Consider the following 24,447-nt stretch of genomic DNA (forward strand, 5'->3'; position numbering starts at 1 on the left):
GAGGCATTACGCGAATCGATAATCTGGCCGGTGTCTGCGCCGTGGGCATCACCTACAGTGTCGGTGTCCGCCGATGCCGGAGACGGGATTCGAGCAACGCGAGAAGGGGAGTTCGTACTGATGGCTGTCACCACCGACCGGTACCACACGCGGGTGATGGCGTCGCCGATTGCGTATCAACGCCCCGACCCTGTTCTCTGGGATCCGAAGATGCATACTCGGTACGCAGACTTCGAGGCCAACGGGTTCACACATCTCGACCGAGTGCTCGACGACCGCCAGGTGCGGGGATGTCTGAGCGAGGTCGCGCGTCTCGGTGAAGAACCGGAGTTGCGCGGGGACGAGCGGATCGTTCGCGAAAAGGGTTCGTCAGCAGTGCGGTCCATCTTCGACATCGCGAATCTGAGTTTGGTGGTCTCCGATGCGATCGAGGAGTCCGGGGCCGCCGGCATCGCAGCAGAGATTCTGGGATCGGAGGTGTACGTTCACCAGAGTCGCCTGAATTACAAGCCGGGTTTTCGAGGTGGGGCCTTTTACTGGCACGCCGACTTCGAAACCTGGCATGCGGAGGACGGGATGCCGGCACCGCGAGCGGTCAGCGCCTCGATCGCCTTGACCGACAACCACCATTTCAACGGGCCCTTGATGGTCATGCCCGGCTCGCACCGCACCTTCCTACAGTGCGTCGGTGCCACCCCGCCACGGTATTTCGAAGAATCCTTGGTCGACGAGATTCCCCGGGTCGGTGTCCCGAACGAGCAGATGATCTCCGAGCAGTACGATCAGCACGGCATCGAGGTCGTCACCGGCGCTGCCGGTTCGATGACACTGTTCGACAGCAATCTGCTCCACGCGTCCGCAGGAAATATTTCGCCCGTACCTCGTGCGAACATCTTCGTCGTCTTCAACAGCGTCGACAATGCGCTCGAGCCGCCCTACTGCGGTGCTGCACCGAGACCGGAGTTTCTCGCCGCCCGCAGGTAGTCGATACTGCCCGGCGATGTCACCTCACATCGGTCGCATCACGGTGCGCGAGGTCCGAACCCGGGCCGGGGCGCTCGACCAACAGGTGAGATCGGCTCTTGCTTGTGCCCGTGTGGATCAGATATCCGTAGCGGATGATCTCGTGGTGGCTCTCACTCAATGCAACCCAGCGGGCGTCGTCTGCGAGGGGGTAGACCTGCCAGCGAGAGCCGACCGAAAACTCGCAGATCGAGCTCGGCGACACGGCATCCGCAATCGATGCGACTGAGCGGCCGCTGTCGTTGTCCAGGGCGACGTCGATGTGAAACACCTCGACTCCGGCTCTTTGCCTGGCCGCGGGCGGACGTGTCACCACCGCATGCAACGGTGTGTTCACCAATGTCGGGACTGGGCGTAAGCGCACACAAAGATACCGCAAGCTTGCACCCAGCAATACCGTGGCGAGGCCTCCCACGATGATCGTTGCCGGCCAGCGCAGCCATGGCTGCGCACCGGTCGTGTCCTGAACGGGTTCGCCGACGTCGAGCGCGAGTACAACAGCCAGGGAGGCCATGACCACTGCGGCGATCACGAGAAAGCTTGCGATCGAAGAAGTTTCGATGCGGTACGCACGTGCTCGTTGAGTTGGCGTTGCGAGAGCGAGCTGGATGACGTTCTCCTCCTCGGTAGCATCTCGTGGACCTGTGCACTTTTTCCCTTTGGAGCAATTCGCTTCGCAACATGGCACCTGAAGGTCGATCTGTGAGGAATACGGCGTCGATGGTGTGAGACGCTCCACGGGTGGTCCTTGGCGTTGAGATTCTCGCGTGTGCGGGGTGTCAGCGATACGGTGAAAGCAGACATCAACGGAAATACCGCGCGGGTGGATCCTGTTCTGCCTCTGACCGATTGATCTCCGTTCGAAGGGATACGCACATGGTCGATACGTCGTCAATGTCGAATCGTGCGATGAGCGAGTGGATCAACGCGCATCCCGCCGAAACGACAACGGCGATCGTTCTGGTCGTGGTGGCGTTGGTGGTCCTCGCAGTCTGGACGATATCGAGATGACCCGCCCACGGCCGGAGCCGTAGATTGCGGTTGCGGCATACGTCGTGGTCAATGCTTGAGAACCGCTTTGAGGAAGGTGCGCGTCCTGTCCTGGGTGGGGGAGTCGAAAATCTGTTCCGGCGGGCCCTCCTCGACGATCTTTCCGGCGTCGAAGACCAGTACTCGATCGGCGACATCGCGCGCGAACCCCATTTCGTGGGTGACGATGAGCATGGTGATGTCCGTGGTGGCAGCGATTGTTCGTAGTACGTCGAGAACGTCGGCGACCAATTCCGGGTCGAGAGCCGAGGTGACTTCGTCGAGCAAGAGGATTTCGGGGTCCATGGCCAATGCTCGGGCTATGGCCACGCGCTGTTGTTGACCTCCCGACAGTGTGTTCGGGTGTGCGATTTCTTTGTCGGCGAGCCCGACGAGGGCGAGTAGTTCACGGGCGCGGGCATCTGCTTCGGCCTTGCTTCGGCGCAGAACGTGTATTTGTGCTTCGGTGATGTTCTCCAGGACAGTCATGTTCGGAAACAAGTTGAACTGTTGGAAGACCATCCCGATCTTGGACCGAGCGGCGCGTAGGTGTCGTTCACCGGCTGGGACCAACTGCCCGTTTTTGATTTCGTGGGAGAACGGTTGTCCGTTGACACGTACGAGTCCGGAATCGATCTTCTCGAGTGTCATCAGGATCCGCAGTATGGTGGTCTTCCCCGATCCACTCGGCCCGATCAACGCGACGCGTTCCCCGCGCTCGATCGCGATATCGAGGTGGTCGAGCACGGTGTGCGTGCCGAATCGTTTGACCACGTGCTCGAACGAAATCGCCGAGCGGGTGTTCTCGTCAGTAGGCAAGACGTTTCTCCACTTGTCGGATGAGCACGGACGTGGGGTAGCTGGCGAGGAGGAAGATCACTCCTGCCATCGTGATCGGCTCCAGATATTGAAAGGTGCGAGCTCCGTATTGCTGTGCAGCGGTGACCAATTCGACCACCGTGATGGCGAAGAGGAACGGTGTGTCCTTGAACATGGAAATCGCGTAGTTTCCCAGCGCCGGTAGGGTGGCGCGTACAGCCTGCGGAAGAACCACAGCTCGCCACGTTCTCGTCGTCGGAAGAGACAGGGCTCGCGCAGCCTCCCATTGTCCGGCGGGAACCGCTTCGATTCCTGCGCGGTACACCTCGGCCATATACGTCGAATAGTGGACACCCAGAACCGCGATACCGATCTGCAGCGCGGAAAATTGCGGAAGCAAGTAGTACACGAACAGGAGTTGGACGACGAGCGGGGTCAGCCGGATGAACTCGGTGATCCAGCGCAGGGGAACTCGCACGTACGCAGGGCAGGTGCGGCGAGCGATCGCAATCACCAAACCGAGAACCGATGCGATTGCCATTCCGAGCACTGTCGCCAGCAAAGTGATTTTGAAGCCGTCGATCAGGATCGGGAGTGAGTCAGCGGCGCGTTGCCAACTCCATTCGACGCTCATCGCCCCACTCCTACGAGTTCATCGCCTCGATCGGGCTTGATGCTGAGTACTTCTCGCAGCGACGGCCCGAGACCGAGACGGCGTTTGGCACGGATCTCGACCACGTTCATCACCAACGTCAACGCATACGCAAGAACGAAGTAGACGATCAGCCCCACGCCGAACGCGAAGATCGTGTCGCCGGTCCCGCGGCGCAGCTGCTCGATCTGATAAGTCAGGTCCTGAAGCAGGATGAAACTGGCCAGGGCGCTTCCTTTGAGGAGCTGTATCAGCAGGTTCGTCAGCGGAGGGACCATCTGTACCCAAGCCTGAGGGAAGAGGACCTTGCGTACCTGCAGCCACGGTGAGAAACCCAGGGCGATGCATGCTTCCTTCTGCGCGATCGGTACAGCCGCCATCGCTCCCCGAACCACCTCGGCGCCGTACGCGCCGTAGTTCAGACCGAGCGCCAGAACTCCGCACAACATCGGCTCGAGTTGATACCCGAACAACGGAAGTACGTAGAAAAGCCAGAACAGTTGTACGAGAAGGGAAGTTCCTCGAAAGAACTCGATCACCACCCTCGCCGGACACCTCATCCAACGGTTGCGCACACCGACCGCATAGCCGAGGACGAGCGAGAGTACAAAGGCCAATGCTGCCCCACCGAAGGTCAGTGCGGCGGTGACCGCGACACCGTCGATGATACGTGGCCACGCCTCGACAAGGGCATCGATATTCGTACTCATCGGGAGCTACCAGCTACCTCAAGCGGCTCCCGAGCACAACTTGTCAGTGGTCAGTTCCGGATCGGGGAGTTCTTTTTCCGTAAACCCGAAGGGGCCGACGATCTCGAGATATTTCTGCGGGTCCGAGGTGATTTTCGCAAGTTCCGCGTTGTAGGCCTCACGAAGTTCGGTGTCATCGGTGCGGAAGACCGTCGCACCTGCCCCGACCTGTGGCTTTCCGTTGATCGTGGCGACGAAGGAATCAGTGACGTCGACAGCAGCGCCGGGGTTGTTGTTCTTCATCCAGTTCAGTGAGATGGCGGTCAATGCGAACACGTCAGCACGACCGGAGGTAACGGCGTCCATCCCGTCTTGCGGTGAGGCCACTTGGACAGCAGGAATGGCCAGTGCATCGGCGTAGTCGGATTCGATCGCACCTGTCATGGTGGCCAGTTTCGCGCCGGAGGCCGCGATGGACTCCATGTCCGTGAGGTTCTGCGGGTTGCCGGCCGGAACCATCAGGGCCGTCGTGTAGTTGAATTCGGGGTCGCCGAACGCGGCCTGCTCACATCGCTTCGGAAGGATGGACATACCCGCACTGACGGCGTCGAAGCGGTTCGCCTGCAGTCCAGGGATCAGAGAGCCGAAGTCGGCGTTGACCCCTTCGACCGTGTCGATACCCAACCGGGAGAATATTTCGCGGTGCAACGCCACGGTTGCGCCGGTGAGTTGACCGTTCTCCTCGAAGCTGTACGGCGCTTCGCCGGCAAACCCGACCGTGATCGCGCCTGTGTCCTGTAGGGACTGCAGGTGATCGGCGCTGTCGGTGTCGCTCGTCGATGTGCACGCCGTGACGGCAGTCAGGAGCATCGCACCACTTGCCAGTGCGATCGACGATCGTCGCAGAGAGGTACCGCGAAAGTGCATGCCTGTCATGAATCGAGCCTTCCCGTTGTACCGAGGTCAACTGTGCCCAGGTCGGTGTTTCTCGTGGCGCCGTTACCTCCGATCGAGCGCGTGCGCTGCGCTCGACCGGGATCGGCGATCTTCGGTTCGAACCTAACACGAGCCGTGATCGAGGTAGCAACACCGCCGTCTTTCGCGCGGGTTCTGTCCAAATGTTGTTCCAGACAACGATGTTGAACACGCAGATGCACACGACTGGCGACAATGTCACAGTCGTATATCGATTTCGGCCGCGCGAAAACCAGGCATACCTGCGTAAACAGTGGCCGGGTGCGACCCGGGACGGAATTCCTCGGTTCACACCACCGGTCAAACGTGGTTGCATGATCGCCAGCCCGAGGGACGCAGAGCCTCTTCTGCGCAACCGAAGCACCTGCATGAGCGCAAGGAAACGATGAGAGCGAACGCGATCGACATGTCCACACCGCACAGGCGAACCGAACCCGACCCGGTGATCGACTGGGTGTGGGAGGACGGGCAACTGCGCGGCCAGTCCGCTGACGGTGCCATCAGTGTGAGTGCGAATCTCCAACGTGCTCAATGGACCTGGGGTGCTTACACCCTCTTCGCCGAACAACTCGACGATCAGGTCTGGCTGACCTTCGACAAGGTCGTCGACGAAGTGGGGCGTCTCGGTGTTCCTCACACGAGCGCAGTGGAGGTCTTGACGCCCTGGATGGGTCGGGCGGCGACACCGCTGCGGGCACTGAATTCGGCATTGACCAAGGAGAAGCTGTCGGTGCTGCCTGCTGAAGCCCAGGTTCCCTCTGTTGCTTATTCTGTTGTTGCGCAAGCTGTTCGAATTTTCGAGAACCCGCGAGATGGGGTTCCGGCGGTACGAGAATAGCTGCGCACCGAGGGTAACTGTGAGACCTCCGCCGCTGACCGATCGACAACGCCGCCTCGGGCTCGTCAACGCCCAACATGCCCGCATGGCCCGTGCGCGAATGCTCCAGCAACTCAAGGCCAGTGAAATCGGTGTACGAGATGTTCTCGATGCAGCAGATCGTGACGAGATCATCGCCCGCATCAAGGTTGTAGACTTGATGAAATCGCTACCCGGCGTGGGACCTGTTGGCGCGCAACGACTGTTGGACGGCATCGGAATCGACAGTTCTCGCCGCCTCGGAGGCCTTCGCGCGCGGCAGCGGCAGCAATTGATAGATGCCACCACCTACCCGATCCAGTGGCGCAAGAAATTTCGGTAGCGGACCCGATGTCCGTCGCCGCTGTGGTAGCCGAATTCAATCGGTCGACTGATATACGTCGGGGATACCGTCACCGTCGTCGTCGCGGGCCTCGTTCTCGGCGATGATCCGGTATGCGCGGTTACGCAGACGAAGCACGATCGACGCCAACAGAGCAGCCAGAACGGAGCCGGCGAGAACGCCGATCTTGACATGGTCATCGCGCAAGGAGCCTGCACCGAAGGCGAGATCTCCGATCAACAACGAGACCGTGAAGCCGATTCCCGCCAGAATCGCCACCCCGAAGACGTCGATCCAGGACAAGCCTTCATCGAGTACGGCCCGGGTGAACCTGGCGAGGATATAGGTCGTGCCGAACACCCCGACCGTTTTGCCGACCACGAGCCCTGCGATGATGCCCAGCGCGACGGAATCGGTCAGGGCATTCGTCAGTCCTGATATTCCGCCCACCGTGACTCCGGCCGCGAAGAACGCGAACACCGGTACCGCGAAACCTGCTGAGACAGGTCTGATGCGGCGTTCGAAGTGTTCCGCCAAGCCTGGGCCCGCATCCGGGCCCCCGGCGGCCGGACTGCGAATGACAGGGACTGCGAACCCGAGGAGCACTCCGGCCACGGTGGCATGGATACCGGATTCGTGTACCAGTACCCAGGTCGCACCGGCGAGCGGGAGGAGAACCCACCACGACCGCACCTTCTTTTGGACCGCCAGAGTGAACAAGGCCAACGGAATCAGGGCCGCCCCCAACATCGCGACATCGAGATCGTCGGTGTAGAAGATGGCGATGACGGTGATGGCGAGAAGGTCGTCCACCACCGCCAAGGTCAACAGAAATGTTCTCAGGGACGAGGGAAGGTGCGTGCTCACCACCGCCAACACCGCGACGGCGAACGCGATGTCGGTTGCTGTCGGGATGGCCCAGCCGGCCAGTGCCCCGTCACCGGTCCGAAGATTGACCAGGACGAAGATGAGCGCCGGGGTGAGCATGCCGCCCACGGCGGCAGCTATCGGAAGCGCTGCGCGGGCAGGATCACGCAGATCGCCCGCGACGAACTCTCGTTTGAGTTCGAGTCCGACGACAAAGAAGAAGATCGCCAGTAGTCCATCTGCTGCCCAGGTCTCCAGAGGCAGATTCAACCCCAATGCGCTGGGGCCGATTCGGAATTCGGAGAGTGCGTCGTAGGCGTTCGACCACGGCGAATTCGCCCAGGCGAGCGCAACGACCGTGGCGGCCAGCAACAGAGCACCACCGACGGTTTCACCGCGTAAGAGGGCAGCGATACGCGCTGTTTCGGTCCACGAGCCACGAGCGAAGAGCGCCCGCTTGCCGGCAGGAGGGCTGGGCGGCTGTTGCGTCATGGGTGCAGCCTGCTTTCGGTGGTCGGTGGCGAGAGCACTCTCTCGTTCGCGGATGCAGAGTTAGACGGTCTCGTCGCGGCCGCTGGCCTGGGAGTGTCCTTCTGCGGACTGCGCGAATTCGGGAGTATCGAAGATTTCGCCGCCGAGCGGATCGTCGAGTACTCCGTTGCCGGAGTATGCGATCGCACCGGTCGCCGGATCCACGTCGATGGAGTGCGAGGACACCTCGTGCACTGCCAGCACGAGCTGCTCGTCAGTGTCCTGCTTCGGAAGATCCCGAGTCGAGGGAGCAAGGCCGGCGAAGGTAGCAGAGATGCCGCTGGGGTGGCGTTTTCCGCGGGCTTTCTCTGTCGGTAGCAGTTCCTCGTCGGTGGTGGCGCCCGAACCGTGCGAGGAGACGCGTAAGTATCGCGGGGTGGTGGCCACGTCGTAGCGGAACGCTTTGAGCATGGATACGCAGGCGAGTACCAAGACGATGGAGAAGGGCACCGCGGTCGCTATCGACGCGGTTTGCAGCGCTGTCAACGAGCCACTTCCACCGACGAGGAGTAGTACCGCTGCGGCCACTCCCTCGAGCACTGACCAGTAGACCCGTGTGATCTTCGGTGTCTCCAAATCGCCGCCGGTGGAGAGGATGTCGATGACCAGAGAGCCGGAGTCGGAGGAGGTGACGAAAAAGAACACCACCACTGCGATGGCGAGGACACTGGTCACCGTGGACAGGGGAAGGCCGTCGAGAAGATGGAACAAGGTCGTGTTGGTGTCGACTGACCCGTCAGCTGTGAGCATGTCGCCGTCGTTGCGCTGACGGAGAATGCCGGAGTCCCCGAAGATCGTGAACCACAGAGATCCGATGACAGTGGGGGCGAGCAGTACACCGAAGACGAATTCACGGATGGTGCGGCCGCGTGAGATGCGCGCGATGAACATGCCGACGAACGGCGCCCAGCTCATCCACCAACCCCAGTAGAAGATCGTCCACGCACCGGCCCAACCGTCTTCGGCGAACGGAGACGTGCGCAGCATCAGCTCAGGCAAAGCCTGGACGTATCCACCCAGGTTCTGCACCCACGACTGCATCAGAAAAAGAGTCGGACCGAGCACGAGGACGAAAATCGCGAGACTCGCGGCGAGAACCATGTTGATGTTCGAGAGCCACTTGAGCCCCTTGGATACTCCGGAGACAACGGAAAACGTGGCCAGCCCGGTGACACAAGTAATCAGGACGACCGTCAGCACGTTTCCGGTCTCCACCCAGCCGAGGTAGTCCAGACCGGCCGAAATCTGTTGCACGCCGAAACCGAGCGAGGTCGCGACACCGAACAACGTGCCGATGATCGCGATCGCATCGATCGTATGACCGATACCGCCTTCGATGCGAGCGCGTCCGAGGAGCGGCTCGAGCAGCCAACGGATCGACAGCGGGCGGCCCTTTCGGTACGTCATGTACGCCAGACCCAGACCGACGACGACGTAGATAGCCCAGGCATGCAGACCCCAGTGGAACAACGTCAGCTCCATCGCTTGATTGGCTGCGGCGTCCGTGGATCCGGCGACTCCGCCCGCGACGGGAGGGTTCACATAGTGCGAAAGTGGTTCGGCTACTCCGTAGAACACCAGGCCGATGCCCATGCCGGCGCTGAAGAGCATGGCGAACCACGAGAGCATCCCGAACTCGGGCTGCTCGTCGTCACGTCCCAACCGGATGTTGCCGACACGGCTGACACCGCAGTACAGCGCAAAAATCACGAAACCGGTGGCGGTGAGGATGTACCACCATCCGACGCCGTCGCTGATCGCTGAATTCAGGGAGCCGAACGCATCTTCCGCGGTACCGGCATAGACCACGGAGAACACGATCATGGCCACGATGACGATCGACGCGGGAACGAAAACCGGTTTCCGGATGCCTCGCCACGCTTCTTTCACTGCGCTCACGTGTCCTCCTCAGGAAGCCACCACACCGGACGATCGCAGTGCGACACAACGCCCCGGGGCATGTATGTCGCGCTCGCCCGACATAGTGACCGATGTCGACTAGTAGGTGTGCTCGAGCTTGTCCGACCGTAGAGGCTGATGCTGCGATTGCTCAAATCGCAGCCGATACGAGAGTAGGGTGCCGGGAGAGGCATTTTTGATTCCGCATCGTGGTCTCGCCGACTCCGACCGACGCCCGCAACCGGGATATGTTGTCGGGCACCCTACTGCCGGGTAGTGTTCCGGCCCTGATGAGCAGGCTACCGAGGGCGCGTGAATAAACGCGACACTGCGCCGATCCTGCTGCCGATGGCAGCAGCAATGTCGTGCGTTGTCCTGACGGCGATGTTGTTTCCATTCTGTAGCCGAGTTGCTCGCTCCCCGGGGTACTTTGTGTGCCGTTCCGTCTTGATCCTCGATATCTTGTTACCGGACGGCGTCGACCCGAGTGCGTTCCAGCGTCTCGGTGCGAAATCGTGATGCAATGCAGCCACTTGTATGCCTTTGCCGGCAAGGCATGGCACCGGAGAGGATGGGCCCCGGCAGGGGTGAAGGACCGAGACCGATGACAACGGCAGTGCAGTCGCCCGTTGATCGGCGTCAGCAGTCCCTGAACCTCGTCCTCGCGACGGTGGGTCTATCTTTAGCTCCTCTGTCAAGCGGCAGCAGTTTCGACGCCCGCAGTGAGGTCGGTTCGTAGGCCCGCGTAGACGACGTCAGAGAGCCGCCGTTTGAGCACACGCAATGCCTCCATGCCACCGTCACCGCCGGCCTTGCGGCGTTCCATCATCTGTTTTGCTGGTTCGTGCCAGTGCGCCTGGGTCAGCGCGATCCGGTGCAAGGCCGCGTTGAGTTGGCGATTCCCGGTACGGCTGAGCCGGTGGCGCGCCCTGTTGGAGGACCAGACCGGCATCGGCGCGGTGCCGTTATGACGGGCGTAGGCGTCCTTGGATCGGAACCGATCGACCCCCGCGGTCTCACCAAGGATCTTGGCCGCAGTTATGGCTCCGCAGCCAGGGATCGCGATCAAGGACGGCGCCATATCTGCTACCAACGTAGTGATTTCTGCGGTGAGCTCGTTGATCTGCTTGGTCAGTGCGCGGCACCGATCGAGCAGACCGCGGGCAAGTCGCACAACAGTTCCCGTCAACGGGTCCAGGTGTGTCGAAACCTTGTCCAGGATGGCAAGTCGATCCAGCGATCGGGCCTTCGGTTCCCAGGACGGGTCGAGTTCATGTAGATACCAGCGCAATCTATTGATCGCCCGAGTACGTTCTGCAACAAGGGATTCACGGTGATCGCCGAGTAACCGCACATCGCGGTCAGGGCCATCCAATCGGGCCGTGGGAAGGTCGGGTTCGCGCTGAGCGGCCCGTGCGACGGCCAGCGCATCGATGGGATCGGACTTGCCGTAGGTGCGAGCAGAGTCACGGACGTGGGCCATCAACTTTGGTGGCACCCGCACGATCGACTGGCCTGCGGCGAGCAGGTCGCGTTCCAGCCGCCGCGACAGATGTCGGCAGTCTTCGATTGCCCAGAGCAGACCGTTGCCCTTGGCTAACTGCTCGGCCCAGGTCAGCAGTCCCAGATGTTCTTTCGTGGTCGTGGTGATCGTCTTCGATGCCAGCTGGCGACCGTTGGGATCGACCGCGACGATGGTGTGGGTGCGCTTGTGCGCATCGACTCCCAGAGTGATCATTGAACCGTCTCCTTGTCCTTGAGGGGATCAGGGATCGGTCGGTGGGCACATCCCAGTCAGGGGCGATTCCACGCTCCTCTCAAGCCACGCCGACCGGTCCTTGGCATCCGGCAGGCCGCACTACAGATAATGGCCACCAACGGCAAGTAACAGGTGGAGCGAACCCGCCGGACCCCTCCAGTCAAACACTGGCGCTAACGGTGTTTCGGGGTTTTCCATCAGTAGGTTTCCGATCCCGACAACGATCAGCGAGCGTGATCGCAAATGCGTTTAGAGCAGGCTTCCACCTCGTTATCCATCGTCCCTGGCCCTTTCCTGTTGGGTCCAGTGAGCGGGTCACCAGATAGAGGTACTTCAGCGCAGCCGCCTCGGTAGGGCAATGCCCACGAGCTTTCACCGCCTGCGGGCCCGGGCATTCAAGGACTCAATCGCGTTCGTGGAGCACAGCACTCGACGTATCTCGATGTCGTAATCGAGGAACGCGATGAACTCCTGCCAGGCGTTGGTCCACAATCGGATGATCGCCGGATACCTCTCACCCCAGTGTTCGGCGAGATCATCCAGCGCCGCGTGAGCGGCAGCCTCGTTCGGGGCCGCGTCGAGTAAGAGCGACAAAGCCTCCCGGATTATCAACGACCCCAATAGCTGGTGCGACGAACACGGCGACTCTGCCAATATCATCGCCCTGACCCAGCGGGTCATCACGGGGGCGTTGAAGACGAGGTGCTCACGGCTTCCGGCATCTATGGGGGCAGTGCGTTGGGGTCGGACGGGACAGCGCGGGTTCGTATAGGTGTTGTGTATCCCGTCTTTGGGCAGTACTTGGGGATGGAGCCTGATTTTCATGGTGCGAGGGACCGCGAGGCGTGTCTCGGTGGCTATCTGTTGACGCTTGTCGGTGATCGGGACGTGGGAAGATTGTCGGCCGAAGTTACTGCTTTGGTGCGTCGCGGTGCGGCATCGAAACTGTACGACGGGGTGCTGGTGTGGATTGTCGCCGCTATAGCAGGTGTCGTCGAGGACCGTCTGCATTCCCCGTGCGTATCGCAGTCGTTTGCGGGCGAGTTGTTCGGTGAAGGTAGTCAGGAAGTTTCGGTTCCTGACGAGCGGATTCGGAGCACCGTCCGCGCTTTGCTGGTGGAGGAAAATGCTCATGTATGCGCCGAGCTGTCGGTGCCACTAGGTCATCCGCTGGCGCGGGCGGAAGCGCTACTCGAGGCGTTGTTGTGGCTCGATTCTCTTCTCGGCACCGAGTAGCGGCCCCAAACGCCGTGACCCGGGTGGGTAGCGACGAATAGGGCGTGGTGTTAGGCGCAGTTCAAAAGTGAAGGGCGGAGTACGGGCACATCGAGCGAGGTTACATGTATGGTCGAGATGTAAGTGTTGATGCCGTGTGTCGATGTCTTTCCGGACTCGTCGGTCCCCTGTTTGTGTGGCCGTCGAGGTCGGCTCGGCTTCACTTCCGAGTTTCGCGTACGTTGGCTTCTTCCTGGTGTGTACCCGGTTGCGACGATCCTGCGCAGTCGATACCAGCGACTGCGGCTTGATGACAGGTCGGTTCCTTGCCCGCGTTGACCTGGACAGCGATGATCTTTCCGTCCTTGCGTGCTAGCAGAAGCGGGCGTGGTAGGAGGTTGTGGTGTCGAGGAACGCTGGAGGCTCGGTGTCGGGGGTGGGGCCCCGTATCGACGGGCGCGGTGGTTACGGTTGCTAGAGCCAGCGCTCCGGAGGTCAGCAGAGCGGGGCCCTCGAAGGTTGTCGGCTGCGGTGTGGTCGTCGGCGGTGACTGTGTAGTGCCATGGCGGTGCGGCCTTTCGAGCAGAATCCGCACGGGTGCGGAGCGGTGGCAGTCCAACAATCCGCCAAAGGAACATAACGGACGATTGCCTTTGTCCGGTGCCAGTCTCGGATCCATCGAAGCGTGACGACCCGTCAGGGCGCCAAGATGCTCGGTAGTCCGCCGACGATCGTCAGCACGGTCCTAGTCATCGCAGGATTCGCCTTCGAAGTATCCGGTAGTTCAATGTGTATCACCAGTGGTGTGACGATGAGCTCGGTGTCGTTCCTGGTTCCTGCAGGTCGATCAGTTCCACTGGGCTCGAGGATCTTTGGGTTGATGTGGAGAGGCGGGAGCTGGTTCTCGGTGAAGGCGAACTGAACTCGGCGACGGCGCGGTCGACGGTTTTCGGGTTCGGGTGCGGTGAACACTGGGTCCAGATGGCGACGGTGTGGGCGTGGCGCCTTCGACGAACCCTACGAGGTCGCCGCACTGACCGTCGGGGGGTGAATTGTTTAGGGTGACGCTGAGTTCGTCGTCCAAGCTGAAGGCGAATCCGTTGAGTCCGGCCTCGCGCGAGAACGGTGTCAGATACGCCACCTGAATTTTGATCACTGAACCCATCGGGATCTGTTGGGTGAGCCCGTCGCGTGATCCGGGCAGCGCCCCGGCGGGCGGTCGTAAGAGCGCTCAACAATTGAACGGTCCCATCAACACTGCGGCACAAGTCCCAGCTTTCCCGACCGCACAAGATCGCTTCTGGCCTGGTCGTGGACGCGAAGCCGGCTCCACGTGCCGCTGGATTCCTTGTTGATATCGAAGAGCTTGCTCGCGCTGTTCGCCGATCCACAGAGTCGAATGGGGTTGCGGCACAGCCAAGTGTGTATTTGAGCCAAGTGTGTATTTGGTGGTCGCTTCTACTGGCGTGGCACATCGCGGAGGGCGTGCGCGAGGTCGTCTGCGGTGGGTAGTGACGGGCGGATGTCGTCGGGCAGTGCCCGGTAGGTGGTGTAGGTGCTCACTGCCAGTGGTGACTCGACTCCCCCGTAGTGCGTATTCGACGACGATGTCGTCTCGGGTGGCAGCGAGCAGGATGCCGATGGTGGCGCCGTCCCCGTGGTCGGGTTTGCGGAGTTGGTCGTCGACGACGTTGACGTAGAAGTTCAGCTTGCCGATGTGTTCGGGTTCGGCCTGTCCGACTTTGAGTTCGAAGACGACGAATCGGCGCAGCCCGAGGTGGAAGAACAGCAGGTCCAGGAAGTAGTCGTGTTCGCCGGCGGTGATTTTGTACTGGCGTCCGACGAACGCGAAGCCGGCTCCGAGTTCGCTGAGGAAATGGGTGAGGCGTCCGATCAGTGCGTCTTCGAGTTCGCGTTCGCTGTGACCGGAGTCGAGATTGAGGAAGTCGAGGTTGTACGGATCCTGGAGAATGCTGTGGACGAGGTCGGACTCGTGCGTGGCGAGTGTGGCCGGGAAGTTGTTGGGTGCGTTACCGATTCGCAGGTGTCGTTGAGAGCTGATGTGATGAGTCAAGGTGGCGCGCGACCAGCCGTGATGGGCGGCTTGTTCGGCGTACCAGGTGCGCACTGCGGTGTCGGAGAGTCGATCGAGTAGCACGGTGACATGCCCCCAGGGCAATTGCGCAACAGGTTGTTGCGCAATTGGCTGCGGGAATTCGGCGGCGAAGGTCCGCATGTAAACGAGGTTGCGCTGGGAGAGGCCTCGCATCTGGGGGAATTCGGTGCGCAGGTCGTCGGCGAGGCGGGAGATGACCTTGGTGCCCCAACCTTCTCGGGCTTGTCGTTGCCGGATTGCGGTGCCGATCTTCCAGTACAGCACGATGAGTTCGGTGTTGACTTTGCGTGCGGCCTGTACGCGGGCGTCGCGGACTTGTGTCTTGATCTGTTCGAGCAGTTCGCCGTAGCCGCTCGGTTCGATCTGATCGTCTCGTGTGCTCATCGCTTTCATCTTCGCATGCGAAGAATTCTGACTTCGTTGTATCGATGTGGTGCGGACGATCGGAGCATGGGATCTCTCGTCGGATCCTTGCTCAACTGTGAGGCACAGTGGTTTGTTTACCCGTGTAGCACAATGCTGTTTGTCCTATAGCGCTGGAAAGCGCTGGCAGTCAGAGAGTTTCGAACCGTAGAACCATTGACCGAGTATGGACCCGGTTGATCGGTTCTCCGTCGCAAGCTGGTTGACGAACACAAGGACGTCGAGCAGAGTTTCACGAGGGATCGAGGGCCCCTCCTGCTTGGTGCGTCGGACCTTATCCGCCTTACGGCTGATCCGAGCCGTACGGGCAGGGTCACTGAGACGCATAAATCTCGGTCGAGGGGGTTCTCTGCTCGTGTGGGCAGAGGATTTGCACACGACGCATTTTGCATACGACCGCGCCACCGCGGGTGTTTTGCGTTGTTGAGTTTGTATCGCATTGCCGGAAGCGAGTCGTGGGCGTCGTGACGTGGAAGCTATTTTCTGCCGGTGCTCCATTTCAGTCCCCATCGGTACGCTTTGGAGATTTCGGATTGGGTTCCGTTGATGTAGCGGACTTCTCGGGTGACGGTGAGTTCGTTTTTCTCGTTCTTGATCAGGGCAATGGCGCAGGTGCGTGCGCGGTTGTTGTGGGAGTCCAGTCGAACTTCCACTTCGGGTCCGGTGGGCGGGTACAGGGTGACGATTCCGTCGGCTGCTGACCAGTTGGGGGTTCCGTCGTAGATGTAGGCGAAGATCAGGATGCGTTTGAATTCGCTCAGGTGGGCGAGGTTGATGTGGAGGTTTTCGCCGCCGGTGGTGTTACCTGAGCGGTCGTCGCCGTCGAGTTTGATGTAGGGCGGGTAGTTGAGGTTGCCGAATGATGTGCCGAGGGCTTGGACGACGCCTTTGGATCCGTCTTTGAGTTGGTAGAGGCAGGCCAGATCGAGGTCGACTGCACCGCCGCCACCGAAGAGACCGCGTCGTCCGCGGGTCCAGTTGAGATTGATCCGCATCGTCCCCTGTTGATCGTCTTTGGCGAGGGAGACGGTGGGGCTGGTTTTTGTGAGGGTGATCTTGCTGAGCTGGACGCGTTGTTGCGCAACAGGTGGTGCGGCGGGCGGCGGTGAAACAATCGCAGGCGGAGCGGGTTTGGTCGGGAGAGTGGGAGGACGGTTCGGCGTATCGTCCACGGCAACACCGTGTTCGGTGACAAGGCCTTCGAGGCCGCTGTCCCATCCGGCCGAGACATTGCGGATTTTCCACTGGTCACCGCGCCGATAGATTTCGGCCAGGATTGCGGCGCGTTCGGTGGTCAGGCCCAGTGCTGGTGCCGAGATCTGGCCGAGTGTGGCGCCGAGGCCGCCAATACCGGCAAGAGTGCCTGGTGTCGAGTCGTCCATGCTCACGGCAAACCGCAGTGTGTTGATGTTGGTGGGCACTCTGGTGACGTCGACGGTGACCGTGCTCGGGCCGGTGAGTCGGACTGCTCCTTCGGGGGAGGCGGGTTGATTGAAGAAGATGAAATCGTGGTCGTTTCGTACTTTCCCTGTCGATGCCACTTGGAAGACCATGAGATCGACTGTGCCGGGGGTGACGCCAGTGACGTTGACGGTGAGCTGCGGCGAGTTCAGTGGTGTGTTCTGGCCGCGGGTAAGTGAAGTCATGTTCTCTCCTAAGGAGGCGCCTTTGTTCGGCGTCGCTGATGGTGTTTCACGTGTGCGTCGGTGACTGGATGGTGCGGCGTCAAATGATGCCGGCTGGGCTCGCCGAAGCTTCTAACGACGAACCTCACTAGTCGAGAAAGTAGGCGAGGACCTTCTCGTCGGAATCCAAGACCTCTTCCGAAGCCACCCCGAGATCGAGTGCGAGCTCTACGGATCCGAGGAGGGCGACCTCCAGGTCAGGGGAGAAGGCCCGCTCGAGCAACCCGAGGTAGTCGGACATGCTCGCATCGAGCTTCTCGATGAGCGCCCGGTACTCAGCGGCGAGTTGCTCGTCGAGCGCCCGCTGTTCGCCGACGTATTGCGCGATCAGCGAAGCTTCCCGCTGGGAGAGGGAAGACGAAACGGTCTTGTACATGATGATGCCGACGGTGTTGCCGATCACGGCACCGAGGACAGGCACTGGGATGAGAGCCTGCCCGACGCAGGAGGACAGGGCACTGACGGCGGTCTCCAGGCAGACGAGCTCCGCGTTCTCGATGAACTCCAGGTCATCGATCTCGCCACGACGTAGCTTGTTCGCCTGCTCCGCGACGCCGAAAGCCGCGGTGACGATCGAGCTGGCGACAGCGGCGGAGGTGGCGGTGAAGTTCGTAAGCCAGTAGATGCTGAACCCTCGGACACCGCCCTTGGCGACGCCGAAACCGCCTTCGCCCGCGATATCCGCCCAGTCCTCGCCAGTGAAATCTCTGAGCTGCGTGCCAGCACGGCGTTTCTCGACCACGGCCAGCGCCACGGCGGTCCCGCCCTCGATCGCGGCGGCCGCAAGCGTGGCCTTCGCGCCCTCCCGCAGGGCCGGGCGGCTTTCCCGGTAGGCATCGCCGCGCAGGGACTGGTCGGTGGAGCGGAGGGAATCCTCCTCCGTCTCCATAGTCGCGCCGTAGGCGCCCCTCTGCACCTCGGAGTACTCCAGGTGCGAGGGTTCGAGGGACTCGATGCTGACAGATCCCTCCACGAAGAAGGCTTGGATCCGGTTCCAGTCCTTGAGCGATGGGCCGTCACCGCCGAGCGTCAGGAGCTTGCCAGCATCCTCGCGTGGCATAGCGTGCAGCTTCCGGATCACCTCGAAGTGGTCGCGGGGAATCTGGTATTTTCCACCGCTTTCGACGAAGTCGGGATACCTCTCGAGATGGTCCGCGATCGCGCCGAGTCCGAAGCGGCCGCCGGCCGCGACGAACTTCTGCTGAATCTCCACGCCGCCGCGCATCAGGTCCACGGGGCCGTTGTCATTAACCCACTGATAGACAGGGCCGTTACCGAGGATCTGGCTCCGAGCGTTGCCGACGCCCACCTCAGCGACCTCGGCGATGAAGCCGTGCATGCCCTTGACTCCGCCGCGATTAGCGGCAACCACCTCGAGGTCTATTCTCCGCATCGCGTCGTGGAGGCTGGCGAGCGCGTCTTCGAAGTTCACGTCCTGCCGATTGAGGGCGCGTAGCAGGTTGTCCAGTCGGAGCTGGTTGAGGTAGTTCACCCAGGCAGCGACAGCCTGTTCCTGGTTGCTCTTCCCTAGTGTTGCCGCGTCACTCACCTTCGCCGGTCCTGCTCGATTCGCTTGCCCAGCAAGGCCGCGCCTGCCTTTGTGTTGTTCACCAGCGCGGCGAGCTGGGACTGCTGCGGCGCAGACAACGCGCGGAAGTCGGCGTCGAAGTACCCCAGCGCTTCGCCGTAGCTCTGCAGGAGCAGTTCACGAAGAGAGGTAGTGCGCCGGAGGAGGTCATCGATCTGAGCGTCCATGCCCTTGACGAGCGCAGTGTTCTGCTTCACCGCGGTCAACGCCTCCTGTTTCGCTGCGCGGTTCTCGAACTTGTTCTTCGCGAACAGCCCGATTGATGCGAGGAGGGTGGCCCCCGCGACCGTCCAGCCGACGGGGCCGGCGAGAGCGAGCAAAGCGCCACCTGCCGCAGTGCCTCCGCCTCCGGCCGCGATGGCTCCTCCTCCGAGCCAGGCCAGAGCAGCCTTGGTCGCGACCGCTCCGGAGAGAGTGGAGATCGCGGTGCCGGTCGATGCGGTGCCGAAGGTGGTGGCGACCCACAACGCAGCTGTCGGAGCCATGCTCGCGACCGCGGCGCCCGCGGTGAACCCAGCGCCTGCGCCGGCAGCCGACTTTCGCGCGGCTTCGAGGTCCTTGCGTGCGAACTCCTCCGCCTCCAGGAACTCGGTCTTGTGGACGTCGATCTCGTCGAAGTCGGTCTCGAACGACTTGGGGGTGTGAGCGACGCTGTTCGCCAGCAGCTCGACGAGCTCGATCAGATCCGTCGAGCGTTCGCGCTGGCGTAGGAGAGAAAGGCCCTTGTCGTTCATCGAAGTGAACGAGCCGTTGTACTGGGCTATGGCCTTCTCGTAGGGGTCTGGCTTCTTCGTGGTCAGCTTCCCGGCGGTGCCTACGGCGACGTCCTCGAGGTCGCTGGTCTGCTCGATCAGTTGCTTTGAGCTATTCCGCGCGAACTTGCCGAATCCGCCGACAGCCTTGTCCAAGCTGCCGACAGCTTTGTCGAAGCCCTGCTTGGCCCTGTCCATCCTGAGCGGTTCCACCATCGAGATCTCCGAACTCCGTCGCTGTGTCCTGGCGAGAAGAGAGTATCGGCCCCGCCCGACAAAGCGGACGCACCGGTTGGTTTCGAAGTGACTGGCTTCGTCATGATTCCCCAACTACGGCCACCCAAGACGTCGTTTCGGGCGACCAAGGTGAAGCGCTCGTCGTGAGTTACACACTCTACTGACTTGCCACGTGGAAGCTCAGACGAAATCAGGGATTGTCTGAATGGGAGTGCATCAACGTGAACTAGCTCGGTTAATCGCCAGCCTTGTCACGAACTGGGTGCACACCGGGTGCGGTCGCGTGTTGTCGTGCGCCCAGATGGCACGTTATCCGGGGAGGATGAGTGGATGAGCCTGAGTGTGTGTACTGACATTTCGTCGTTCGATTGGTTGGTCGGGCAGGATATTCCGTGGTATCAGCTTTCAGTGAAAGGTCCGGCTGGTTTTCCGGCATATGCGAGGCTCCGGTTCCTTCCTGATACCCCTATCGATGGTCAGACGCCAACCGATATGGGATTCGCGGAAAGTTGGTACGAGGACAACACTGAATCCGAGCAGTTCTCAGTTGTCCTGGAGGTGCTGTCCCGCTACACCTCAACTCCCGACGATTGTTACTTCTGTTTGTGGGACGGCTGGGGATGTGGAGTGGCCGGCGATGACGTTCCGATGGTGAGGATCCCGAACCGCGGCTACTGGTTGTTTGGTGGTGCACTAGCGGATTGGGCTGATTGGGGCCCCGATGCCCAGTTCAACCCGCGGGGTGCCTCTGACGCTGACCCGGCATTCATATGGCCTGCGGATCACGCGTGGTGTGTCGCAAACGATGTCGATCCTGACTTCGCAGTGATCGGAGGACCTGCTGAGGCGATCGAACTTCTCATCGCGGATGCCCGTATCGACGCGGTATCTGTCGCCCCGTACAACCCCAGTGACCCGGACCGTTTCTACTGAAAATAGTTGGATCGCAGGGGAAACCATCCGTGTATGTGCGAGCCACGACTCGACGATTCGTTTCAGCAGCCAAAACTGGATGGGCAAGCAGATGTCTGTTCAGATCGAATCTCGCAATGAACTGCGCGGGCCGACGGATCGAGGTTGGGGGAGGCTTTCGTTCGATTAAACGTACCGTGGGGTATGTTTTGGGGATGGCTCCGACGTGGGAACAGATCCGAGGCACGAATTACGGCACGATGGGACGCACTGTGCGTGGCGTCGTTCACCGCCCCGACGGGTCGTGGCAGCTGGTGTTGCATGCTCCGGAGGCGGCGTGGCGGTACGAAAACGAGTCGGGTGAGCCGATCTTTCTGGAGAACGCGACGGACAGATGGTCCCGCGACGTGGACGGCGTGATGGTCCACGCCGTCAAGTCTCCCAACACGATCTATGCGACCATAGGTATCGGTTCACCGTCGCTGCTTCTCCGCGCTTATGACACGTTCCCTCCTGCGTCGAGTCATATGTTCGACAACCAACGATTCGTCGACCCCAGTACGCCGCGGGCAGCGATCGTGCGTGGCCGCGAGGGGTGGGAGGTGACCGCTCTCGATCAGTACACCAACGAGACGGTGACTTATGTGTTCGATGCGCAACTCGGTGTCGCGTTGCGGTGGCAGCACGGCGACGAGTGGATGGAGCTCGAAAACCCCGCACTGGACGTGGAATTCGATCCAGGATTGTTCCGATGGACGGGTCCTTCGCGTCCTGCTCAGGACGAGATCGCGAGGCATCAACGTGAGCATCAGGAACGAGAGCGCGCTCTGGCCGGGATTCCTCAGGCGGTTCCGGCGTGGCTCCCGATGACGATAGTTGCCACGTCGGTGTCGGGTGATCCTCGCACTGGCGAACTGAGTCTGTCGATCCACGGACAGTCGCCCCAATTCACGTTGCGCCGCTGGGTCACTGCGATCGGCGAACCTGCACTCGAGTGGCCGAACGATTCCACCCCGCAACGCTATCGGCAATCGCTCGGTGACTGGACGTACGAAATTCGTGGTTATCAGGACATTGACCCAACGGACTGCGCTCGCATCGTTGCGTCGATCGTGCCCGTTGACCCGCCCAGTCGGGAGGCAGGCGAGATTGTCGCCGAACTTGCGGCGGAGGCACATGATCGCCGAGAAGCAGAGTTGCTCGAGGCTCTGGGAACCGGCCGAGTGCTCACCGATCACCTCGCCGACGAGTCGCTGCTGATCCGCACCGATTTCACCGACGATGGCGCTTGGCGTGAGATCGCCGTCGCTGCAATGGCTCCGGTTTCGGAGGGCGACGGCGATCTGGAGTTCGCGGCGTATCTCACCTGCATCGACAATCGGGACTATGACGGATTGACTGTCGACGGCCTGCTCGGGCTGATCGGCGAGCCTCCGCCCTACTACGCATTTCTCGTCGATGCCGAGACGGTGAGAACCCCTGAGCATCCCATTGTCGCTGTCTACACGGGCCCCGACGAACCGGATCGGCCACGGGGGAGGACATTTCGCGTCATCCCGGCGGAAATGTGGAGTGTGGAGAACAATCTGTCGATCGCGAACATGGACTTCGAGTCCTTCGCAGACAGCACTGATGACGATGGGGTCTTTCGCGGATTTCCCGAGCCTGCTCGCCCGGTCGCGGAGGTGACGACCCGTGAGATTGCACGGTGGATCGCAGGCGATCTCGACACCGACGTCCTCAGAGATTTCTATGCCGAGATCGACGGGCGCAAGTATCCGTATCCGGTGTCTCTGTTCGAGGTCGATCTGTCGGAGGTTCACGCCCAGGCCCGCGACATCGACTATGGAGCGGGCGCAGATGTTGTCGGATACGAGGCGTTTCTGGAGGCGACAGCAGGTAGAGGTCCAGCATTGCGTGGGGATGTACCCGCCCACCGTGCGCAGTGGACGTTCGTGATCGACCACGAGTCGCATCGCCCGATTGCGGCGTATCGCGTCGGGTTCGGCACCTACACTGCACCAGACTCCGGGAGTGGGGTGCCGCAGCCTATGCGTCTGGAGGTGCCGTTTGTGTGCACGGAACCGGTGTCGCTGTCGTCGTTGACGGACGAGGACGACCTGGTCGACCGCGAGGCGGTGCAGCGAGCTGTTCTGGCTGAGGCCGCACGCCTGCACGGTGACGCCCAGATCGGCGGCGGCGAACCTGTTCTCGAGCGGATTCCACGACTCGCGGGATTCAGCATCGGTTGCCCGGTGCAGGTCGACGGTCAACACGTTTTCTACGTAGCCATCGTGACCGACGTCGCCGATACGTTCATCGTGCAGGAAGTGCCGCCTGAGGGACTGAGAATTGTCGGTCCAGGAGAACCCTGAACAACGGTCATATGCCAGTAAGTTCGGTACATCCCCGGCTATGGACACCGCGATCATTTCACTGTTCGAGTTCAGCCTCGCGAAACGAGAATCCATTGGGCTGTATCAAGTGAACGACCTTCGTGATAAGCCTCGAGGACAGCAACCCAAGAACGGATATCGACGATGAATCCTGGTGCTGGTTGGCATCCCGATCCCTACGACTCGACCATCGATCGGTATTGGGACGGGCAACAGTGGACATCGGAGACTCGGCCCAAGATCATGGCCTCTGCATCTGTTGGTGATCCGACCGCTCAGACGACGAAGAACCGAGCATGGCCGTGGATTCTGGGCGTCGCTGTACTCGCTGCCGGTGTTCTCGGTGTCGTGATCGTCGGGGCAGGGGTTGATCCCGACGAGAAGACAGACTCGGTGTCCGTCGTATCCACCACCAGTTCCGCGGCGCCGACAACAATCTCGCGGACGACGACATCCGTCACGACAACGACGGCAGTGTCCCCGACAACGACTGTGCCTGAGGTCATGGAAACGTCCGAGGTGTACGTGCCGACAACGCAGATGATGCCAGCCGAACCTCCACCGACTTCGCAACGCTCGCTGGAGTATTCGTGCAGCGACGCGGACTGGCGCGATGCGATGGGTGCCGAAGGAAACGCGTTGTGCGGATCGACCTGGACGCCCCGCAATCAGCGTCCGCCCGTCACGGAGTACACGCCGCTGGCGACCACCACTCGTGGACAGTCGACGGTTGGCACGGTGCATCCTGGTTCGTACTGCAGCACGCCTGGGGCCGTTGGTGTGACGGTGAGCGGCACACCGATGGTGTGCGCGCCGGGTTCGGACGGTAAGGACCGATGGCAGTCGACCTAATCCTGTATGCGGAATGGCGGCTCGTTGTTCCAGTCCCGACTTATCTGGCCGCAGGTGTTGCGGGAGAGGGAGGGCGAGCGGTATGGAAAGCGAATCTGCTCTCGGTGCAATTGAAGCGCCCTACAGCCCGTTAGCCGTAGCGGTCGGGCTGAGGCGCTGTTCTCGAGTGGCGCGCACGTAGAAATCACGTTCAATCCTGGGCGAATTTCTGCCGATAGATCCGAATGATGGCTCTTACCGACTCGCCGGCTGGCTTGTATGAAGGTCCTTCGCGCTCGTGCACCGATCACGGCCACGCTGGTGTCGTTGCCGGCCACTGTCACTGTCGGGGTGTGCGCCAGTTGCGGATTGCGGCAACGAACTCGTCAGGGGCGTCGGATTCGACGTAAGTGCCTGCGCCTGTGACGATCACGGTCGTGTGGTCGGGGAACGTCGCTTCGAGACGTTCACGCTCCTGCCGGCGGAAGGCGATGTCCGCGTCACCCCACACGATCAGTGTCGGTCGGTGAGCGAGGTCAGGGAGGCCGGCTTCGACTTCAGCGAAGAAGTCGCGGCTGGCGAGGATCCGGCCGGGAAGCACAGCGGTGGCCTGTCGTCGCTCCGGAGTATCGAGGGCCAGTCTGTAGTGGGTCATCTCGGCCGTGGTCGGTTTCCGGCGGTGATGCCCTGTCGGAATGAAGGCGTTGACAAGCAGGTTGGCCCGACGAACCAGGAAACGGATCGGGAGGCTGCCCATGATGCGCGCGAAGGCTTCGAAGTGGAGAATCCCGTTGACCGGCCACGCCCAGGAGTTGATGAGAACCAGTCGATCGAAAACACCCGGTCGCCG

The 24,447-nt window shown here is 61.4% G+C and carries 19 protein-coding genes and 3 pseudogenes; 7 read left to right on the top strand and 15 right to left on the bottom strand.

Annotation, left to right across the window (positions count from 1 at the left end):
- Positions 1-120: 120 nt before the first annotated feature.
- Positions 121-984, top strand: coding sequence for a phytanoyl-CoA dioxygenase family protein (locus AC3WQS_RS27845; protein WP_054781641.1), 864 nt, complete (start codon positions 121-123; stop codon positions 982-984).
- Between the two features lie 19 nt (positions 985-1,003).
- Here AC3WQS_RS27845 and AC3WQS_RS27850 read toward each other — a convergent pair whose 3' ends face one another.
- The 5 genes from AC3WQS_RS27850 to ehuB form a co-directional block, all read right to left on the bottom strand.
- Positions 1,004-1,555, bottom strand: a complete 552-nt coding sequence (locus AC3WQS_RS27850; protein ID WP_492713152.1) for a hypothetical protein — start codon at positions 1,553-1,555, stop codon at positions 1,004-1,006.
- Positions 1,556-2,082: 527 nt separating this feature from the next.
- A complete protein-coding gene (gene ehuA, locus AC3WQS_RS27855) occupies positions 2,083-2,871 on the bottom strand; it encodes an ectoine/hydroxyectoine ABC transporter ATP-binding protein EhuA (protein WP_136473210.1) in 789 nt (262 codons plus the stop codon).
- Positions 2,861-3,505 carry an ectoine/hydroxyectoine ABC transporter permease subunit EhuD gene (ehuD, locus tag AC3WQS_RS27860; RefSeq protein WP_076949251.1) on the bottom strand — a complete coding sequence of 215 codons (645 nt, stop codon included), beginning with the start codon at positions 3,503-3,505 and terminating at the stop codon, positions 2,861-2,863. Before ehuD ends, ehuA begins: the two co-directional genes overlap by 11 nt.
- Positions 3,502-4,233: an ectoine/hydroxyectoine ABC transporter permease subunit EhuC gene (gene ehuC, locus AC3WQS_RS27865; protein ID WP_492713151.1), complete on the bottom strand. Its 732-nt coding sequence runs from the start codon at positions 4,231-4,233 to the stop codon at positions 3,502-3,504. The genes ehuD and ehuC overlap by 4 nt, the downstream gene beginning before the upstream one ends.
- A gap of 18 nt (positions 4,234-4,251) precedes the next feature.
- Positions 4,252-5,148, bottom strand: coding sequence for an ectoine/hydroxyectoine ABC transporter substrate-binding protein EhuB (gene ehuB / locus AC3WQS_RS27870; RefSeq protein ID WP_492713150.1), 897 nt, complete (start codon positions 5,146-5,148; stop codon positions 4,252-4,254).
- 424 nt (positions 5,149-5,572) lie between these two features.
- On the opposite strand from ehuB, the gene AC3WQS_RS27875 reads away from it, so the two are divergent.
- Together AC3WQS_RS27875 and mihF are read left to right on the top strand one after the other, a co-directional pair.
- Complete coding sequence (locus AC3WQS_RS27875) at positions 5,573-6,025, top strand: hypothetical protein (protein ID WP_492713149.1); 453 nt, start codon at positions 5,573-5,575, stop codon at positions 6,023-6,025.
- Entirely contained in the window at positions 6,000-6,386 is a 387-nt protein-coding gene (gene mihF, locus AC3WQS_RS27880; RefSeq protein WP_492713148.1) for an integration host factor, actinobacterial type, read from the top strand. The genes AC3WQS_RS27875 and mihF overlap by 26 nt, the downstream gene beginning before the upstream one ends.
- A 36-nt stretch (positions 6,387-6,422) precedes the next feature.
- On the opposite strand, the gene nhaA is transcribed toward mihF, so the two are convergent.
- The 4 genes and pseudogenes from nhaA to AC3WQS_RS27900 all read right to left on the bottom strand — a co-directional run.
- Positions 6,423-7,745 carry a Na+/H+ antiporter NhaA gene (gene nhaA, locus AC3WQS_RS27885; protein WP_492713147.1) on the bottom strand — a complete coding sequence of 441 codons (1,323 nt, stop codon included), beginning with the start codon at positions 7,743-7,745 and terminating at the stop codon, positions 6,423-6,425.
- A gap of 60 nt (positions 7,746-7,805) precedes the next feature.
- Positions 7,806-9,683 (bottom strand): BCCT family transporter, encoded by a 1,878-nt coding sequence (locus AC3WQS_RS27890; protein WP_492713146.1) that lies wholly within the window; start codon positions 9,681-9,683, stop codon positions 7,806-7,808.
- Positions 9,684-10,377: 694 nt separating this feature from the next.
- Positions 10,378-11,421, bottom strand: coding sequence for an IS110 family RNA-guided transposase (locus tag AC3WQS_RS27895; protein ID WP_492713145.1), 1,044 nt, complete (start codon positions 11,419-11,421; stop codon positions 10,378-10,380).
- Positions 11,422-11,602: 181 nt separating this feature from the next.
- Positions 11,603-12,015: pseudogene (locus AC3WQS_RS27900) on the bottom strand (transposase); the annotation flags it as partial.
- A gap of 315 nt (positions 12,016-12,330) precedes the next feature.
- Between AC3WQS_RS27900 and AC3WQS_RS27905 the strand changes: the two are divergent.
- Positions 12,331-12,678 (top strand): hypothetical protein, encoded by a 348-nt coding sequence (locus tag AC3WQS_RS27905; RefSeq protein WP_492741594.1) that lies wholly within the window; start codon positions 12,331-12,333, stop codon positions 12,676-12,678.
- Positions 12,679-13,888: 1,210 nt separating this feature from the next.
- Here the strand turns inward: AC3WQS_RS27905 and AC3WQS_RS27910 are convergent.
- The 5 genes and pseudogenes from AC3WQS_RS27910 to AC3WQS_RS27930 form a co-directional block, all read right to left on the bottom strand.
- Complete coding sequence (locus tag AC3WQS_RS27910) at positions 13,889-15,157, bottom strand: PDDEXK nuclease domain-containing protein (protein WP_492713144.1); 1,269 nt, start codon at positions 15,155-15,157, stop codon at positions 13,889-13,891.
- Positions 15,158-15,672: 515 nt separating this feature from the next.
- Positions 15,673-16,311, bottom strand: a complete 639-nt coding sequence (locus AC3WQS_RS27915; protein ID WP_492713169.1) for a TerD family protein — start codon at positions 16,309-16,311, stop codon at positions 15,673-15,675.
- A gap of 81 nt (positions 16,312-16,392) precedes the next feature.
- Positions 16,393-16,842, bottom strand: a pseudogene (locus tag AC3WQS_RS27920) (TerD family protein); the annotation flags it as partial.
- Between the two features lie 127 nt (positions 16,843-16,969).
- Entirely contained in the window at positions 16,970-18,430 is a 1,461-nt protein-coding gene (locus AC3WQS_RS27925; protein WP_492713143.1) for a hypothetical protein, read from the bottom strand.
- On the bottom strand, positions 18,427-19,437 hold the full coding sequence (locus AC3WQS_RS27930; protein WP_492713142.1) for a hypothetical protein: 1,011 nt from the start codon (positions 19,435-19,437) through the stop codon (positions 18,427-18,429). Before AC3WQS_RS27930 ends, AC3WQS_RS27925 begins: the two co-directional genes overlap by 4 nt.
- 351 nt (positions 19,438-19,788) lie before the next feature.
- Here AC3WQS_RS27930 and AC3WQS_RS27935 point away from each other — a divergent pair, with 351 nt between their 5' ends.
- The 3 genes from AC3WQS_RS27935 to AC3WQS_RS27945 all read left to right on the top strand — a co-directional run bounded on the left by AC3WQS_RS27935 (position 19,789) and on the right by AC3WQS_RS27945 (position 23,618).
- Positions 19,789-20,391: a hypothetical protein gene (locus AC3WQS_RS27935; RefSeq protein ID WP_492741596.1), complete on the top strand. Its 603-nt coding sequence runs from the start codon at positions 19,789-19,791 to the stop codon at positions 20,389-20,391.
- 194 nt (positions 20,392-20,585) lie between these two features.
- On the top strand, positions 20,586-22,745 hold the full coding sequence (locus AC3WQS_RS27940; RefSeq protein ID WP_492713140.1) for a DUF6924 domain-containing protein: 2,160 nt from the start codon (positions 20,586-20,588) through the stop codon (positions 22,743-22,745).
- Positions 22,746-22,910: 165 nt separating this feature from the next.
- The gene (locus tag AC3WQS_RS27945) at positions 22,911-23,618 is read left to right on the top strand and encodes a DUF2510 domain-containing protein (RefSeq protein WP_492713139.1); all 708 of its coding nucleotides are present in this window, start codon (positions 22,911-22,913) and stop codon (positions 23,616-23,618) included.
- Positions 23,619-23,937: 319 nt separating this feature from the next.
- Here AC3WQS_RS27945 and AC3WQS_RS27950 read toward each other — a convergent pair.
- Positions 23,938-24,447, bottom strand: a pseudogene (locus tag AC3WQS_RS27950) (alpha/beta fold hydrolase); the annotation flags it as partial.

The organism is Rhodococcus sp. FW305-130, from assembly GCF_058788335.1.

Bases quoted from the DNA above. Each gene is read 5' to 3' on its own strand.
- AC3WQS_RS27845 (WP_054781641.1), top strand. From the start codon at position 121: ATGGCTGTCACCACCGACCGGTACCACACGCGGGTGATGGCGTCGCCG.
- ehuD (WP_076949251.1), bottom strand. From the start codon at position 3,505: ATGAGCGTCGAATGGAGTTGGCAACGCGCCGCTGACTCACTCCCGATC.
- ehuC (WP_492713151.1), bottom strand. From the start codon at position 4,233: ATGAGTACGAATATCGATGCCCTTGTCGAGGCGTGGCCACGTATCATC.
- ehuB (WP_492713150.1), bottom strand. From the start codon at position 5,148: ATGACAGGCATGCACTTTCGCGGTACCTCTCTGCGACGATCGTCGATC.
- AC3WQS_RS27875 (WP_492713149.1), top strand. From the start codon at position 5,573: ATGAGAGCGAACGCGATCGACATGTCCACACCGCACAGGCGAACCGAA.
- mihF (WP_492713148.1), top strand. From the start codon at position 6,000: ATGGGGTTCCGGCGGTACGAGAATAGCTGCGCACCGAGGGTAACTGTG.
- nhaA (WP_492713147.1), bottom strand. From the start codon at position 7,745: ATGACGCAACAGCCGCCCAGCCCTCCTGCCGGCAAGCGGGCGCTCTTC.
- AC3WQS_RS27895 (WP_492713145.1), bottom strand. From the start codon at position 11,421: ATGATCACTCTGGGAGTCGATGCGCACAAGCGCACCCACACCATCGTC.
- AC3WQS_RS27910 (WP_492713144.1), bottom strand. From the start codon at position 15,157: ATGAGCACACGAGACGATCAGATCGAACCGAGCGGCTACGGCGAACTG.
- AC3WQS_RS27930 (WP_492713142.1), bottom strand. From the start codon at position 19,437: ATGGTGGAACCGCTCAGGATGGACAGGGCCAAGCAGGGCTTCGACAAA.
- AC3WQS_RS27935 (WP_492741596.1), top strand. From the start codon at position 19,789: ATGAGCCTGAGTGTGTGTACTGACATTTCGTCGTTCGATTGGTTGGTC.
- AC3WQS_RS27940 (WP_492713140.1), top strand. From the start codon at position 20,586: ATGGCTCCGACGTGGGAACAGATCCGAGGCACGAATTACGGCACGATG.
- AC3WQS_RS27945 (WP_492713139.1), top strand. From the start codon at position 22,911: ATGAATCCTGGTGCTGGTTGGCATCCCGATCCCTACGACTCGACCATC.